This window comes from Roseobacter ponti, from assembly GCF_012932215.1.
Classification (GTDB): domain Bacteria; phylum Pseudomonadota; class Alphaproteobacteria; order Rhodobacterales; family Rhodobacteraceae; genus Roseobacter; species Roseobacter ponti.
The window spans coordinates 1842064-1854782 of sequence record NZ_CP048788.1 but is presented as its reverse complement, the minus strand read 5'-3'; the positions used below and the strand labels follow the sequence as shown (position 1 = coordinate 1854782).

The window sequence follows — 12719 nt, the reverse complement described above, 5'->3', positions numbered from 1 at the left end:
CCTTTCGTCTCAGAGCGGCAGTCGATGGGTGTCTTTGATCTCTTCCATCACAAAGCTGGCAGACACATCAGAAAGCGGTACTTTGCGGATCAGCTGCTGATAAAGCTGGTCGTAATCCGCCATATCGCTCACCTGCGCGCGGATCAGATAGTCCAGATCGCCACTCATACGGTAGACGCCGAGGATTTCGGGCATGCCGCGGGTGGCCGCGCTGAACTTCTCCAGCCAGTCGGGCGCATGGGTGTTCGTGCGCACCTGAAGAAACACCGTCAGGCTGAGCCCCAGTTTTGCCGGATCAAGCAGGGTGACCCGCGACCGGATCACACCTGCATCCTCAAGCGCTCTGATGCGGCGCCAGCATGCATTGCGGCTCAGGTGCACCTCTTCGCCGAGCGCATCGAGCGACAGAGAGGCATCGCGCTGCAGCACCGTCAGAATGCGCCGGTCCGTATCATCAATCATCACCATATCAGGTCGTATATGTGGAAATATTCCCAATCTCAATGCGTTTTTGCCGAATTTCGGGAGGTTTTCTCGGGCGTGCCTGGATATTGTGCATGCAGCAAAGGAGACACCCTATGATACAGCGCATTTTCCTCGATCACCCCGCCACCGTGAACGAAAGCTTTTTCGAGCATTTCCTCTTTGCTTTGAGCGTTGCCGGTGCTTTGTTCCTGGCAGCAATGGCGGCCCTTGTGCACGCCTTTATTCCCTGCCTCTGTCAGAAGACGGCCAGCCGGATCGTGGCACGGCTTTACGCCCGCACGCACAACCGGGGTCACAACTGATAACAGAGAGTTAACCGGAATAATTCATGTAAAAACTGAAAGGTTTTAAGCGAAAATAAAGGACTTCCCGATCATGGTCTGAGGCGACAGACACCAACCGTGATCCGAGGTCCCTTTGCGCTGCGCATTTCTGATTTTTCTGATGTCGCTTCCGGCGATGCCCGCCCTGAGTGCAACGCAGCTGCCTGACGAACAGGCACTGCCGGCATACGGGGTCTCACCGCGCCAGAACAGCGATGACCATGCAATACTCTCCCGGCATGTCATACTCTGGCCGGCGGGCGCCAGCGCGCCCGACCGGACCGCCTTTACGGCTCCGGACCCTGGCGGATATCAGATCGCCGTCCCGGCCACCGGCCCCGGTGCGGGACTGATCCGGTTCGACAGAAAATTTGACGGGAGCATGCATGCCCAGGCCGTGCGCACGATGCCTCGGCGCAAAGCGGTCGTGCATGAGGTTCCGGTAAGCACGTCATTTTCGATGATGCTGGCGTGGTTCGGCGCGCTGTGCATGCTCGTCAGGCACCGCAACCGCAGCCGGTACATCCGCATAAAAGGTGAAGCACAAAGGCCAGCGCCCGCAGTTGATCAGCCGCGCCACCGGCCGGAGGCGCAGCTCACGTATTGCAGACCTCGGCCCTTGCCCTTTGTCCTGCGCCGTGCAGAGGTTCTGATCCTTACCCGGCCAGTGACCTGTTGAGGTTCTCGTCGATCTTCTCAAGAAAGCCCATTGTCGTAAGCCAGGGCTGATCAGGGCCCACCAATAGTGCAAGATCCTTGGTCATGAACCCGCTTTCGACCGTATCCACAACAACCTTCTCCAGCGTCTGCGCAAAGGTCATAAGGGGTGTGTTGTCGTCAAGTTTGGCGCGATGCCTGAGCCCGCCGGTCCAGGCATAGATCGACGCGATGGAGTTGGTGGATGTGGCCTCGCCTTTCTGATGCTGACGGTAATGGCGTGTGACCGTCCCGTGAGCGGCCTCGGATTCGACCACTTTACCGTCCGGCGTCATCAGCACAGAAGCCATCAGCCCCAGAGAGCCAAAGCCCTGGGCCACCGTGTCTGACTGAACATCGCCGTCGTAATTCTTGCACGCCCAGACATATCCGCCCGACCATTTCATCGCAGACGCGACCATATCGTCGATCAGCCGGTGCTCATACCAGATGCCCGCCGCCTCGAACTGTTCTTTGAATTCCTCGTCGAACACCTGCTGGAACAGTTCGAGGAATCGCCCGTCGTACTGCTTGAGAATCGTGTTTTTGGTCGAGAGATACACCGGCCAGCCAAGGCTGAGCCCGTAATTCAGCGACGCACGGGCAAAATCGATAATCGATTTATCGAGATTATACATCGCCATCACGACACCGCTGTCAGGCGCGTCAAACACCTCGCGCTCGATAACCTCGCCGTCTTCGCCTACAAATTTCAGCGTCAGCTTGCCCTTACCCGGGAATTTGAAGTCCGTCGCGCGGTACTGATCACCATAGGCGTGCCGACCAACCACAATCGGTTTGGTCCAGCCCGGCACAAGGCGCGGCACGTTGCGACAGATGATCGGCTGCCGAAAAATCACGCCGCCGAGGATGTTGCGGATCGTGCCGTTAGGCGAGCGCCACATCTGCTTCAGACCAAACTCTTCGACCCGCGCCTCGTCCGGCGTGATGGTCGCGCATTTTACGCCGACACCATGTTCCTTGATCGCATGAGCGGCATCGGCAGTAATCTGGTCATCCGTCGCATCCCGGGATTCGATGCCCAGGTCATAGTATTTCAGATCAACATCGAGATAGGGCAGGATCAGCTTCTGCTTGATGAAGTCCCAGATAATCCGGGTCATTTCGTCGCCGTCGAGTTCTACGATGGGGTTTTCTACCTTTATCCGGGTCATGGGGGGCTCCTGTGCCGGGGAAGGGGATTCGCTGGGGGCGGTGTAGCGCAGATTGCTGCGCGTGAAAACGGTATGCAAACGTATACATTGCCCTTAGAGCCGCTCTGTCCCGCCCCAGACCCGCGGCTGAACAATATAAGGGCACCCTCGCGCAAAGACCGTCAGGTATCGAAAAATGCCCGCAACCGCGGCGTCAGCCAGTCCCAGAGGGCAGGGGCGCCGCGCCGCACAGGTCGGCCTACACGCGCTTCGAGCTGTTCAAAGCTGACGTCATATTCCGTCCATGACCCGCCACCGTTGGCGAGATTGGCCAGCGGTGTCTGCACGCGGTCTATCGATTTCGCAAACACAGCATCGGCGCTTTCACCGGCTTCAAACTCTTCCCAGAGCGCCCGGAACGCGGCCTCCTGGTCTGCGGGAAGCAGACCGAATAACCTGTCAGCCGCGGCCTGCTCCGCCGCTTCCACCGCTGCCTGATCGACCGTGCCGTGAATCGGATTATCACCGGCGTCGATCTCAACAGTATCGTGCAGAAGCAACATGCGAAGCACCCGGTCGATACGCACCCCGGGGCCGGCCTGATCGGCGAGCACGAGCGCGAAAAGCATGATGTGCCAGCTGTGCTCGGCAGAGTTTTCGAAACGGGAGTTGTCGTGCAGGCGCGAGGCGCGCAATACGGATTTCAGTTTGTCGGCTTCTGACAGAAAGGCAATCTGCCGGTCTAGCCGGTCAGTCATTGCCGGGCGCGGCCAGCTGTTTCGGGATCTGCGCCTGCAGGCTGTCCAGAAGTTCGCGCGCGCGTTGTTCGGCGCGGCGCACCCGCACGGCAGTCAGATAGGCTTCTTCCATGGTCTGCGAAGAGCCGCCGATGGCTTCGGCGACCTTTGCCACAAAAGCATCATCGCCGGTGGCGTTGATGATCACGAGGCTTTGCGTCGCCAGTTCATCTGCAACGTCTTCGACAATACCCATGAGCTTACCTTGATGTTTCGGTCAGGCGGCGTTTGACATAACTGGTCGAGGTATCGATCAGCGTATCCAGATGCGGCTCTTCAAAGAAGTGCCCGGCGCCCTCAACCTGTTCATGGGTTATGGTGATGCCCTTCTGTTCATGCAGCTTGCCCACCAGCGCCTCTGTATCGGCCGGCGGTGCCACGCGGTCGGCCGTGCCGTTGATGATCAGGCCGGATGCCGGGCAGGGCGCCAGAAACGAAAAATCATACATATTGGCAGGCGGCGCCACCGAGATAAAACCGGTGATCTCGGGCCGGCGCATCAGAAGCTGCATACCGATCCAGGCGCCGAAAGAGAAACCTGCGACCCAGCAATGCTTGGAATTATTATTCATCGACTGCAGGTAATCGAGGGCGGAGGCGGCATCGCTGAGCTCGCCGATACCCTGATCGTATTCGCCCTGGCTGCGCCCGACCCCGCGGAAATTAAACCGCAGCACCGTGAAGCCCATGTTATAAAATGCGTAGTGCATGCGGTGCACGATCACGTGGTTCATCGTGCCGCCGAACTGCGGGTGCGGGTGCAGGATGATCGCAATCGGTGCGTCACGTTCTTTTTGCGGGTGATAGCGGCCTTCTAGGCGGCCTTCGGGTCCGGGAAAAATGACCTCGGGCATGTGCGTCCCTGTGCTGGTGTCCGGGTACACTGTGCATTCTTGACGAATTCACTCAGGCACCTTAGAACGGTTCTAATATTCAGGCTGCGCGTGTGTCACGCGGGCGAGTTCCGGATGTAGGCATTTTAACGCGCCGCGTCAATCACATGGCGGGGCACGCACTGAACGGGGAGGGTGGCCACCGTGAAGCTTTCGACAAAGGGCAGATACGCAATGGTCGCACTGGCCGATATCGCGCTGCAGCCCGATGGCAGGCTGGTGTCGCTGGGCGACATCGCGGTACGCCAGTCGATTTCGCTGCCCTATCTGGAACAGCTCTTTGTCAAACTCCGCCGAGCTGATCTGGTCACGTCGGTGCGCGGGCCGGGGGGCGGCTATCGCCTCGCGCGCAGCGCATCCGACATACGCGTGGTCGATATCCTCGGGGCGGTCGATGAAACCGTAAATGCGATGCACAAAGGGGCCGGTGCTTCGGGCGGCGCTTCGGGCAGCCGTGCGCAATCGCTGACAAACCGCCTCTGGGAAGGCCTGAGCGCGCATGTCTACGTCTTTTTGCACCAGACCCGCCTCTCGGATGTGATCGCAAACGAACTTGCGCCCTGTCCGGCGGTCCCGCATCTTTTCGAGCTGGTTGATGATACCAGCGCCGATGCCTGAAAACACCGGGGAATGACGTGAGCGCGCGCACCTATCTGGACCACAACGCGACTACTCCGCTGCGCGCCGAAGCCCGGCAGGCGATGAGTGAGGCCATGGACCTGCCTGGCAATCCGGCATCCGTGCATGCAGAAGGTCGCGCTGCCAAAGCTCTGATGGAGCGGGCGCGCAGTCAGGTCGCGGACCTCGTCGGGTGCGCCCCCAACCAGGTCATCTTTACCGGAAGCGCCACCGAGGCCGCAGCCCTTGCCGTCGCTCAGAAGCACCGTCATGGCGGGTTCTTTGCCGCACTGCCGACGGAACATGATTGTCTGGCGGTCTGGAGCGACGCAGCACTGGCCTCCCTTTATGACAGGAATGGCGCGCTTTCCGCGTCCGGCGCGTCAGCCTTCACCACCTTTATCACACAGCGGGCAGACGCGGCCTGGCAGCCTGACCGCGGCCCCGTCGCACTTGTGGCGATGTCTGCCGCCAACAGCGAAACCGGGGTCATGCCGGCGGCCGCAAAGGTCGTGGCGGACAATTCAGTCAACGCCGCGCGCGCCGGCACAGTCCCTTATTCTGTGATCTGTGACATCACGCAGATGGCCGGCAAAATGCCGGTGGTCTATGACGGCGACAGGCGACCGTCCTATATGATCCTCTCGGCCCATAAGATGGGCGGCCCGAAGGGTGTCGGCGCACTGATCAATTTCACGTCTGAAGATCCGCAGGCCATTATCCGCGGGGGCGGGCAGGAAATGGGCCGCCGGTCGGGCACCGAAAACATTACTGGTATCGCCGGTTTCGGGGCCGCTGCCGAGGCCGCGGCCCGCGATGTGGCCGCCGGACGGTGGGACGAAGTGGCTGAACTTAGAAAGATTCTAGAAAACGCTCTTGCAGCCGGCGCAAAGACAACTATTTTTGTCGGGAAAGAGGCGACACGCCTTCCGAACACGATTTGTTTTGCGACCCCGGGCTGGAAAGGCGAGGCACAGGTCATTCAGATGGATCTGGCCGGCTTCGCAATCAGCGCCGGATCTGCCTGTTCAAGCGGCAAGGTCCGGGCAAGCGCCGTGCTTCGGGCTATGGGATTTGACGATGAGACATCCGCCAGTGCGATCCGCGTATCGCTGGGGCTGGAGACGACAAAAAAAGACGTGCTCAGGTTCGCTGAGGCATGGCTGAAAAGAGAAGAGAAATTCCGCGCCCGTGCGGCGTGAGACCGGAGGAAGACATGGCAGCACTCGACCAGGCAGACGCAGCTGACGTACAGGTCAAGGAAGGCGTTGATCAGGAGACGGTCGATGCCGTCCGTGAGGTTGGCGGCAAGTACAAGTACGGATGGTCCACCGACATCGAGATGGAATATGCGCCAAAAGGGCTGAGCCCGGACATCGTGCGTCTGATTTCGGAAAAGAACGAAGAGCCGGAATGGATGACCGAATGGCGTCTGGCCGCCTATGAGCGCTGGCTGCAAAAAGAAGAGCCCAAATGGGCGATGGTCGATTATCCGGAAATAGATTTCCAGGACCAGTATTACTACGCGCGTCCGAAATCGATGGAAGTGAAACCGAAATCGCTGGACGATGTGGACCCCAAGCTTCTGGAAACTTACAAGAAACTGGGCATCCCGCTGAAAGAACAGATGATCCTCGCAGGTGTCGAGGGCGCCGAAGAGCTCGGCGACGAGCCGCGCAAAGTGGCTGTCGATGCGGTCTTTGATTCTGTCTCTGTCGGCACGACTTTTCAGGAAGAGCTGAAAAAGGCAGGCGTTATTTTCTGCTCGATCTCCGAGGCCATCCGCGAACATCCGGAGCTGGTGAAGAAGTATCTCGGCACCGTCGTGCCGGTCTCCGACAACTATTATGCGACCCTGAACTCGGCCGTTTTCTCTGACGGTTCTTTCGTCTACGTGCCACCGGGCGTGCGCTGCCCGATGGAGCTTTCCACCTATTTCCGCATCAATGCCGAAAACACCGGCCAGTTCGAACGCACGCTGATCATCGCGGATAAGGGTTCTTACGTATCTTACCTCGAAGGCTGCACCGCACCCCAGCGCGACATCGCGCAGCTGCATGCGGCTGTCGTGGAGATCATCGTCGAGGAAGACGCGGAGGTAAAATATTCCACCGTGCAGAACTGGTATCCGGGCGATGAAAACGGCAAGGGCGGCATCTATAACTTCGTGACCAAACGCGCCGACTGCCGCGGCGACCGCGCCAAGGTAATGTGGACCCAGGTCGAAACCGGCTCTGCGGTGACATGGAAATATCCCTCCTGCATCCTGCGCGGCGACGACAGCCAGGGCGAGTTTTATTCCATCGCCATCGCCAACAATATGCAGCAGGCCGATACCGGCACCAAGATGATCCACCTGGGCAAGCGCACCAAGTCGCGCATCGTCTCCAAGGGGATCTCGGCAGGCAAGGCACAGAATACATATCGCGGGCTCGTCTCGATGCACCCCAAAGCCAAAGAAGGGCGCAATTACACCCAGTGCGACAGCCTTCTGATCGGCGACAAGTGCGGGGCGCACACGGTGCCCTATATCGAGGTGCGCAACAATTCATCCCGGGTAGAGCACGAGGCGACGACCTCCAAGGTAGACGACGATCAGCTCTTTTACTGCCGATCGCGCGGTATGGACGAGGAAGAAGCCGTGGCGCTGGTAGTCAACGGTTTCTGCAAAGACGTGCTGCAGGCGCTGCCGATGGAGTTTGCCATGGAAGCGCAGCAGCTGGTGGCGATCTCACTCGAAGGATCGGTGGGCTGAGGCATGGGCATTCAACCCGACAAACACGATCTCGGACCCGAGATGCCGCCGCAGGAGCCGCCTGGCCCGAAAGGCGTCGCGGGGGCTATGGCCGTGGCCGCACTGCTCGGAGCTGTGATCGGCGCGGTGATCGGGTTGATCTTTCTGCCTGATCTGACCGTTGCTCTCGCAATCGGTGGCGCGATGACACTGGCGGCACTCCGAACCCTGGTGTTCCTGTCGTCGAACCGTCGCGGTCTTGCACCCGTGGATGAAGAAGACGGAACGAAGCAATGATTGTGACAACCACCAACACGATCGAGGGTCACCCGATCACCGCGTATAAAGGCATCGTCGTCGGCGAGGCGATCATGGGTGCCAATATCGTGCGTGATTTCTTTGCCTCCGTCACCGATGTGATCGGCGGTCGCTCCGGCGCCTATGAGTCAAAACTCAAAGACGCCCGCGACGAGGCTATGCGCGAACTCGAAGAACGCGCGGCGACACTCGGGGCCAATGCTGTTGTCGGCATTGATCTTGATTACGAGGTGATTGGGGACAGCATGCTGATGGTGTCAGTCTCTGGCACCGCTGTGACAATCACCTGAACAAACAGACTTAACACACTGACAGAGAACGCTTTCGCCCGATGCGAAACCAAAAACAGGATACGAAACATGCTGAGCATCAAGAACCTGCAGGTCAAACTGGAAGAAGAGGACAAGCAGATCCTCAAAGGCGTCGATCTGGAGATCGAAGCCGGCAAAGTCCACGCGATCATGGGGCCAAACGGCTCGGGTAAATCGACGCTGTCCTATGTGCTCTCGGGCAAAGATGGCTATGAAGTCACCGATGGCACGGTCACGCTGGAGGGCGAGGACGTGCTGGAGATGGAGCCTGAAGAGCGCGCCGCAGCCGGTCTCTTTCTGGCATTCCAGTATCCTGTCGAAATTCCCGGGGTCGGCAATATGACCTTTCTGCGCACCGCAGTGAATGCGCAGCGTAAAGCGCGCGGCGAGGAAGAAATGTCAGCAGCGGAGTTTCTGAAAGTCGTGCGCGCCCGTGCGAAAGAGCTCAAGATTGACGCGGATATGCTCAAGCGCCCGGTAAACGTGGGCTTCTCAGGCGGCGAGAAAAAGCGCAATGAAATTCTGCAGATGGCAATGCTTGAGCCGAAGATGTGCATCCTTGACGAAACCGATTCCGGGCTTGATGTGGACGCAATGAAACTGGTGGCCGAGGGCGTCAATGCGCTGCGAAGCGAGGGCCGCGGATTTCTCGTGATCACCCATTACCAGCGTCTGCTTGATCACATCAAACCCGATGTGGTGCATATCATGGCAGACGGCAAAATCGTGAAAACCGGGGGGCCGGACCTTGCCCTCGAGGTCGAAAACAACGGCTATGCCGGCATTCTTGCCGAGGTGGCGTAATGGCAGATGCTGCACTGAAACGCACGGCCACCGAAGACCGGCTCGCGGCCCTGACGCTGCCCCGGGGTGGCTGGGCCGAAGCGCCCCGGCGCGAGGCGCTCGACCGGCTGACAGCAATGGGGCTGCCCACGCGGCGCGATGAGTACTGGAAGTATACGCGTCCCGATACGCTGGTGCAGGCAGACGCCCCCGCCGCGGCCCTTTTCAGTAATGAAGAGCCACCGGTTTTCAGCGAAATCGACCGGCTGAACATCGTGTTTGTCGATGGTGTCTTTGACGCCGACGCCTCCGATGATCTGGCGATGTCGGGCGTCGTGATCGAACGTCTGGCTGAAGCAGGCGCTGATATTCACTGGGCACAGGATCTTTACGGACGTCTTGAGGCACGCGGGCAGAAACCGGTGGAACGCCCCCTCGCGGCCCTGAATACCGCCTTTGCACCCGATGGCATTCTGATCCATGTGACGGGCAGGGCTGAAAAGCCGGTAAACCTGACATATCGCCATAACTCCGAGACGTCGGATGCCATTCTTCATCATGTAATCCGGCTCGATGAGGGCGCCGGGATCACAGTGATTGAAAACGGGCCCGCAGCGGCGCGGTTCAACAAAGTGATGGAAGTCGATGTTGCCGACCACGCGACCTTCCATCATGTGCGCGCGCAGGGCAGGGATCATGAACGCCGCGCGGCCACGCATATCTTCACCCGCCTCGGCACCGAGAGTACGTTCAAATCCTTCACACTCACCGTGAACGGCGTGCTGACGCGCAATGAATGCGTGATTGAGCTGACCGGTGATGACGCCGTGGCCCATGTGGCCGGCGCCTGCGTGGGCGACGGTGATTTCCATCATGACGACACGGTTTTCATTACCCATGATGCGGTGAACTGCGAGAGCCGTCAGGTGTTCAAAAAGGTGCTGCGCAATGGTGCCACGGGTGTCTTCCAGGGCAAAATCCTCGTCAAAGCCGGCGCTCAGAAAACCGATGGCTATCAGATCAGCCAGTCGCTGCTGCTGGATGACGACAGCCAGTTTCTCGCCAAACCCGAGCTTGAGATCTATGCTGATGATGTGGCCTGTTCGCACGGGTCCACCTCGGGCGCGATCGATGAGGATGCGCTCTTTTATATGCGCTCGCGGGGGGTGCCTGAGGGGCCCGCCACGGATCTGCTGACGCTTGCGTTTCTGTCGGAAGCGGTCGAGGAAATCGACGATGAGCCGCTGCGCGACGAGATCAACGGCCTGCTCAGCGGCTGGCTGGAACGGCATCGCAGCTGATGCCGGTGACACGCGACATTCCGGCCACCTATACAGGGCCGGGCAAGGTTGTGCGCCGGCTGCTGGCGCGCGGCGAGCGTGAAGACCGCGCTCTGGCCTATCTGATGGCCGGCTGTCTGCTGATGTTTGTGGCACAGCTGCCCCGGCTCGCCCGTGAGGCACATATCAACGACCAGGAGCTCAACATGCTCATGGGCGCCTCGCTTATGGCCTGGGTGTTTCTTGCGCCGCTAATGCTTTACTGCATTGCCGCCCTGAGCCACATCGCGGCAAAGCTGATGCGCGGAAAAGGTACTTTCTACGGCGCCCGTATCGCACTGTTCTGGGCGCTGCTGGCGGCCTCGCCGGTGGTTCTGCTCAACGGCCTTGTGGCCGGCTTTATTGGTCCGGGACCGGCGTTGCAGATTGTCGGTCTGATCTGGGTGTCGGTCTTTGGCTGGTTCTGGATCGGCGGGCTGATTACAGCGGAGAAAGGGCAGGGATGACCGCATCGGCCACACTTACCTCTATGATGCTGCTGACGCTGCGCGCGCCCGGTGAGGCCGCAGCGGTGATCCTGTCGCGACCCCGGCCGCGTGAGGCACTCTGGAGCGCTGTGGCGGTGATCTCGGTGGTGAACACCTGGCTTGCGACCCTCTCCAATTACATCTTTCCGGTGCCCGAGCAGCTTCAGACCTTTCTGGCCTCGCCGTTCCTGTACTTCACGCTGATCGCGGGTGGCTTTGTGCTCATGGTGCACGCGCTCTTCTGGACCGGGCGCATGCTGGGCGGCGCCGAAACCATGGGCGATCTGCTGACGCTGATGATCTGGCTGCAGGTGATGCGCACGGTGGCCCAGGCTGTGATGATCGTGCTGATACTGCTCTCACCCGTGCTGGCCAGTTTCGTGATGCTCTTTGTCGGTGTCGCGACGCTCTGGATTTTTATGCACTTCCTGAATATCGGGTTGAAACTCAATTCGATGATGCGCGCCTTCGGCGTTCTGATCGTCGGCACCATGGGTCTGCTGCTCAGCCTCTCCATTCTTTTTTCCATCATCGGCGTGGCCGCCATCGGAGTACCCCCGAATGTATGACGTGACCAAAATCCGCGGCGATTTTCCGATCCTGTCGCGTGAAGTGAACGGCAAGCCGCTGGTCTATCTCGACAACGGTGCCTCGGCACAAAAGCCGCAGGTCGTGATCGACGCCATAACCAATGCCTATTCAAACGAATATGCAAACGTGCACCGGGGGCTTCATTTCCTGTCGAATCTCGCCACCGATAAATACGAAAGCGTGCGGGGCGTGATTGCAAAGTTTCTCAACGCAGGCTCCGAAGATGAGATCGTTCTGAATTCCGGTACCACCGAAGGCATCAACATGGTCGCCTATTCCTGGGCGATGCCCCGTATGGAAGCCGGCGACGAGATCGTGCTCAGCGTCATGGAACATCATGCCAATATCGTGCCATGGCATTTTCTGCGCGAGCGTCAGGGGGTCGTGCTGAAATGGGTCGACGTGGACGCCACCGGGGCGCTTGATCCGCAGGCGGTCATTGATGCCATCGGACCTCGCACGAAACTCGTGGCGATTTCACACCTGTCCAACCTGCTGGGCACAAGGGTTGACGTGAAAACCATCACTGCCGAGGCGCATAAACGCGGTGTTCCCGTGCTAATCGACGGCAGCCAGGCCGCGGTGCATCAGCCTGTGGACGTACAGGACATCGGCTGCGATTTCTATGCAATCACCGGGCACAAACTTTATGGACCGTCAGGTTCGGGTGCGATCTATGTCACGCGTGAGCGTATGGCCGAGATGCGTCCCTTTATCGGCGGCGGCGACATGATCCGCGAAGTGACCAAAAACGCGGTCTCTTACAATGATCCGCCGATGAAATTCGAGGCCGGCACCCCCGGTATCGTGCAGACCATCGGTCTCGGGGTCGCACTGGAGTACATGATGGGTCTGGGCATGCAGAACATCGCAGCACATGAAGACGCGCTGCGCGATTATACCGTCGAGCGTCTGGGAGGCCTGAACTGGCTGCAGATGCAGGGCACCACCCCCGACAAGGCCGCCATCTTCAGCTTTACGCTCGACGGGGCGGCACATGCTCATGACATCTCGACGATCCTCGACAAGAAAGGGGTCGCGGTGCGGGCCGGTCAGCATTGCGTGGGGCCGCTGATGGAACACATGGGGCTTACCGCCACCTGCCGCGCGTCCTTCGGGCTTTACAACACCACGGATGAGGTCGATGTGCTGGTCGATGCGCTGGAACTGGCGCATGACCTTTTTGCCTGACACGCGGTTGATTTTAC

16 protein-coding genes are annotated in these 12719 nt (G+C 59.5%); 11 read left to right on the top strand and 5 right to left on the bottom strand.

Annotated features, from left to right (window positions below; translation table 11 throughout):
- Positions 1–9: 9 nt before the first annotated feature.
- Entirely contained in the window at positions 10–468 is a 459-nt protein-coding gene (locus G3256_RS08900; protein ID WP_169640481.1) for an Lrp/AsnC family transcriptional regulator, read from the bottom strand.
- Positions 469–578: 110 nt separating this feature from the next.
- Between G3256_RS08900 and G3256_RS08895 the strand changes: the two genes are divergently transcribed.
- The gene (locus G3256_RS08895; RefSeq protein WP_169640480.1) at positions 579–788 is read left to right on the top strand and encodes a DUF6356 family protein; all 210 of its coding nucleotides are present in this window, start codon (positions 579–581) and stop codon (positions 786–788) included.
- A gap of 677 nt (positions 789–1465) precedes the next feature.
- Here G3256_RS08895 and G3256_RS08890 read toward each other — a convergent pair.
- The 4 genes from G3256_RS08890 to G3256_RS08875 all read right to left on the bottom strand — a co-directional run bounded on the left by G3256_RS08890 (position 1466) and on the right by G3256_RS08875 (position 4310).
- Positions 1466–2680, bottom strand: coding sequence for an NADP-dependent isocitrate dehydrogenase (locus tag G3256_RS08890; RefSeq protein WP_169640479.1), 1215 nt, complete (start codon positions 2678–2680; stop codon positions 1466–1468).
- A 161-nt stretch (positions 2681–2841) separates the two neighbouring features.
- Positions 2842–3417 (bottom strand): HD domain-containing protein, encoded by a 576-nt coding sequence (locus G3256_RS08885; RefSeq protein ID WP_169640478.1) that lies wholly within the window; start codon positions 3415–3417, stop codon positions 2842–2844.
- Complete coding sequence (locus G3256_RS08880; RefSeq protein WP_169640477.1) at positions 3410–3652, bottom strand: hypothetical protein; 243 nt, start codon at positions 3650–3652, stop codon at positions 3410–3412. The genes G3256_RS08885 and G3256_RS08880 overlap by 8 nt, the downstream gene beginning before the upstream one ends.
- Positions 3653–3656: 4 nt before the next feature.
- Positions 3657–4310: an alpha/beta hydrolase gene (locus tag G3256_RS08875; RefSeq protein ID WP_169640476.1), complete on the bottom strand. Its 654-nt coding sequence runs from the start codon at positions 4308–4310 to the stop codon at positions 3657–3659.
- Between the two features lie 183 nt (positions 4311–4493).
- On the opposite strand from G3256_RS08875, the gene iscR reads away from it, so the two are divergent.
- The 10 genes from iscR to G3256_RS08825 all read left to right on the top strand — a co-directional run bounded on the left by iscR (position 4494) and on the right by G3256_RS08825 (position 12702).
- Positions 4494–4967 carry a Fe-S cluster assembly transcriptional regulator IscR gene (gene iscR / locus G3256_RS08870; protein ID WP_169640475.1) on the top strand — a complete coding sequence of 158 codons (474 nt, stop codon included), beginning with the start codon at positions 4494–4496 and terminating at the stop codon, positions 4965–4967.
- A gap of 35 nt (positions 4968–5002) precedes the next feature.
- Positions 5003–6169, top strand: a complete 1167-nt coding sequence (locus G3256_RS08865; RefSeq protein WP_425501555.1) for a cysteine desulfurase family protein — start codon at positions 5003–5005, stop codon at positions 6167–6169.
- A gap of 14 nt (positions 6170–6183) precedes the next feature.
- Positions 6184–7722, top strand: a complete 1539-nt coding sequence (sufB, locus tag G3256_RS08860; protein ID WP_169640473.1) for a Fe-S cluster assembly protein SufB — start codon at positions 6184–6186, stop codon at positions 7720–7722.
- A 3-nt stretch (positions 7723–7725) separates the two neighbouring features.
- A complete protein-coding gene (locus G3256_RS08855) occupies positions 7726–7998 on the top strand; it encodes a hypothetical protein (RefSeq protein WP_169640472.1) in 273 nt (90 codons plus the stop codon).
- The gene (locus G3256_RS08850) at positions 7995–8309 is read left to right on the top strand and encodes a heavy metal-binding domain-containing protein (protein WP_169640471.1); all 315 of its coding nucleotides are present in this window, start codon (positions 7995–7997) and stop codon (positions 8307–8309) included. Before G3256_RS08855 ends, G3256_RS08850 begins: the two co-directional genes overlap by 4 nt.
- A 69-nt stretch (positions 8310–8378) precedes the next feature.
- Positions 8379–9134 (top strand): Fe-S cluster assembly ATPase SufC, encoded by a 756-nt coding sequence (sufC, locus tag G3256_RS08845; protein WP_169640470.1) that lies wholly within the window; start codon positions 8379–8381, stop codon positions 9132–9134.
- Positions 9134–10414, top strand: coding sequence for a Fe-S cluster assembly protein SufD (gene sufD, locus G3256_RS08840; protein ID WP_169640469.1), 1281 nt, complete (start codon positions 9134–9136; stop codon positions 10412–10414). The genes sufC and sufD overlap by 1 nt, the downstream gene beginning before the upstream one ends.
- Positions 10414–10899 carry a YIP1 family protein gene (locus G3256_RS08835; RefSeq protein WP_169640468.1) on the top strand — a complete coding sequence of 162 codons (486 nt, stop codon included), beginning with the start codon at positions 10414–10416 and terminating at the stop codon, positions 10897–10899. Before sufD ends, G3256_RS08835 begins: the two co-directional genes overlap by 1 nt.
- The gene (locus tag G3256_RS08830; RefSeq protein WP_169640467.1) at positions 10896–11489 is read left to right on the top strand and encodes a YIP1 family protein; all 594 of its coding nucleotides are present in this window, start codon (positions 10896–10898) and stop codon (positions 11487–11489) included. Before G3256_RS08835 ends, G3256_RS08830 begins: the two co-directional genes overlap by 4 nt.
- On the top strand, positions 11482–12702 hold the full coding sequence (locus G3256_RS08825; protein WP_169640466.1) for a cysteine desulfurase: 1221 nt from the start codon (positions 11482–11484) through the stop codon (positions 12700–12702). The genes G3256_RS08830 and G3256_RS08825 overlap by 8 nt, the downstream gene beginning before the upstream one ends.
- Positions 12703–12719 lie beyond the last annotated feature (17 nt).

Coding starts and splice junctions, on each gene's coding strand:
- G3256_RS08900 (WP_169640481.1), bottom strand. CDS start 468: ATGGTGATGATTGATGATACGGACCGGCGCATTCTGACGGTGCTGCAG.
- G3256_RS08895 (WP_169640480.1), top strand. CDS start 579: ATGATACAGCGCATTTTCCTCGATCACCCCGCCACCGTGAACGAAAGC.
- G3256_RS08890 (WP_169640479.1), bottom strand. CDS start 2,680: ATGACCCGGATAAAGGTAGAAAACCCCATCGTAGAACTCGACGGCGAC.
- G3256_RS08885 (WP_169640478.1), bottom strand. CDS start 3,417: ATGACTGACCGGCTAGACCGGCAGATTGCCTTTCTGTCAGAAGCCGAC.
- G3256_RS08880 (WP_169640477.1), bottom strand. CDS start 3,652: ATGGGTATTGTCGAAGACGTTGCAGATGAACTGGCGACGCAAAGCCTC.
- G3256_RS08875 (WP_169640476.1), bottom strand. CDS start 4,310: ATGCCCGAGGTCATTTTTCCCGGACCCGAAGGCCGCCTAGAAGGCCGC.
- sufB (WP_169640473.1), top strand. CDS start 6,184: ATGGCAGCACTCGACCAGGCAGACGCAGCTGACGTACAGGTCAAGGAA.
- G3256_RS08855 (WP_169640472.1), top strand. CDS start 7,726: ATGGGCATTCAACCCGACAAACACGATCTCGGACCCGAGATGCCGCCG.
- G3256_RS08850 (WP_169640471.1), top strand. CDS start 7,995: ATGATTGTGACAACCACCAACACGATCGAGGGTCACCCGATCACCGCG.
- sufC (WP_169640470.1), top strand. CDS start 8,379: ATGCTGAGCATCAAGAACCTGCAGGTCAAACTGGAAGAAGAGGACAAG.
- sufD (WP_169640469.1), top strand. CDS start 9,134: ATGGCAGATGCTGCACTGAAACGCACGGCCACCGAAGACCGGCTCGCG.
- G3256_RS08835 (WP_169640468.1), top strand. CDS start 10,414: ATGCCGGTGACACGCGACATTCCGGCCACCTATACAGGGCCGGGCAAG.
- G3256_RS08830 (WP_169640467.1), top strand. CDS start 10,896: ATGACCGCATCGGCCACACTTACCTCTATGATGCTGCTGACGCTGCGC.
- G3256_RS08825 (WP_169640466.1), top strand. CDS start 11,482: ATGTATGACGTGACCAAAATCCGCGGCGATTTTCCGATCCTGTCGCGT.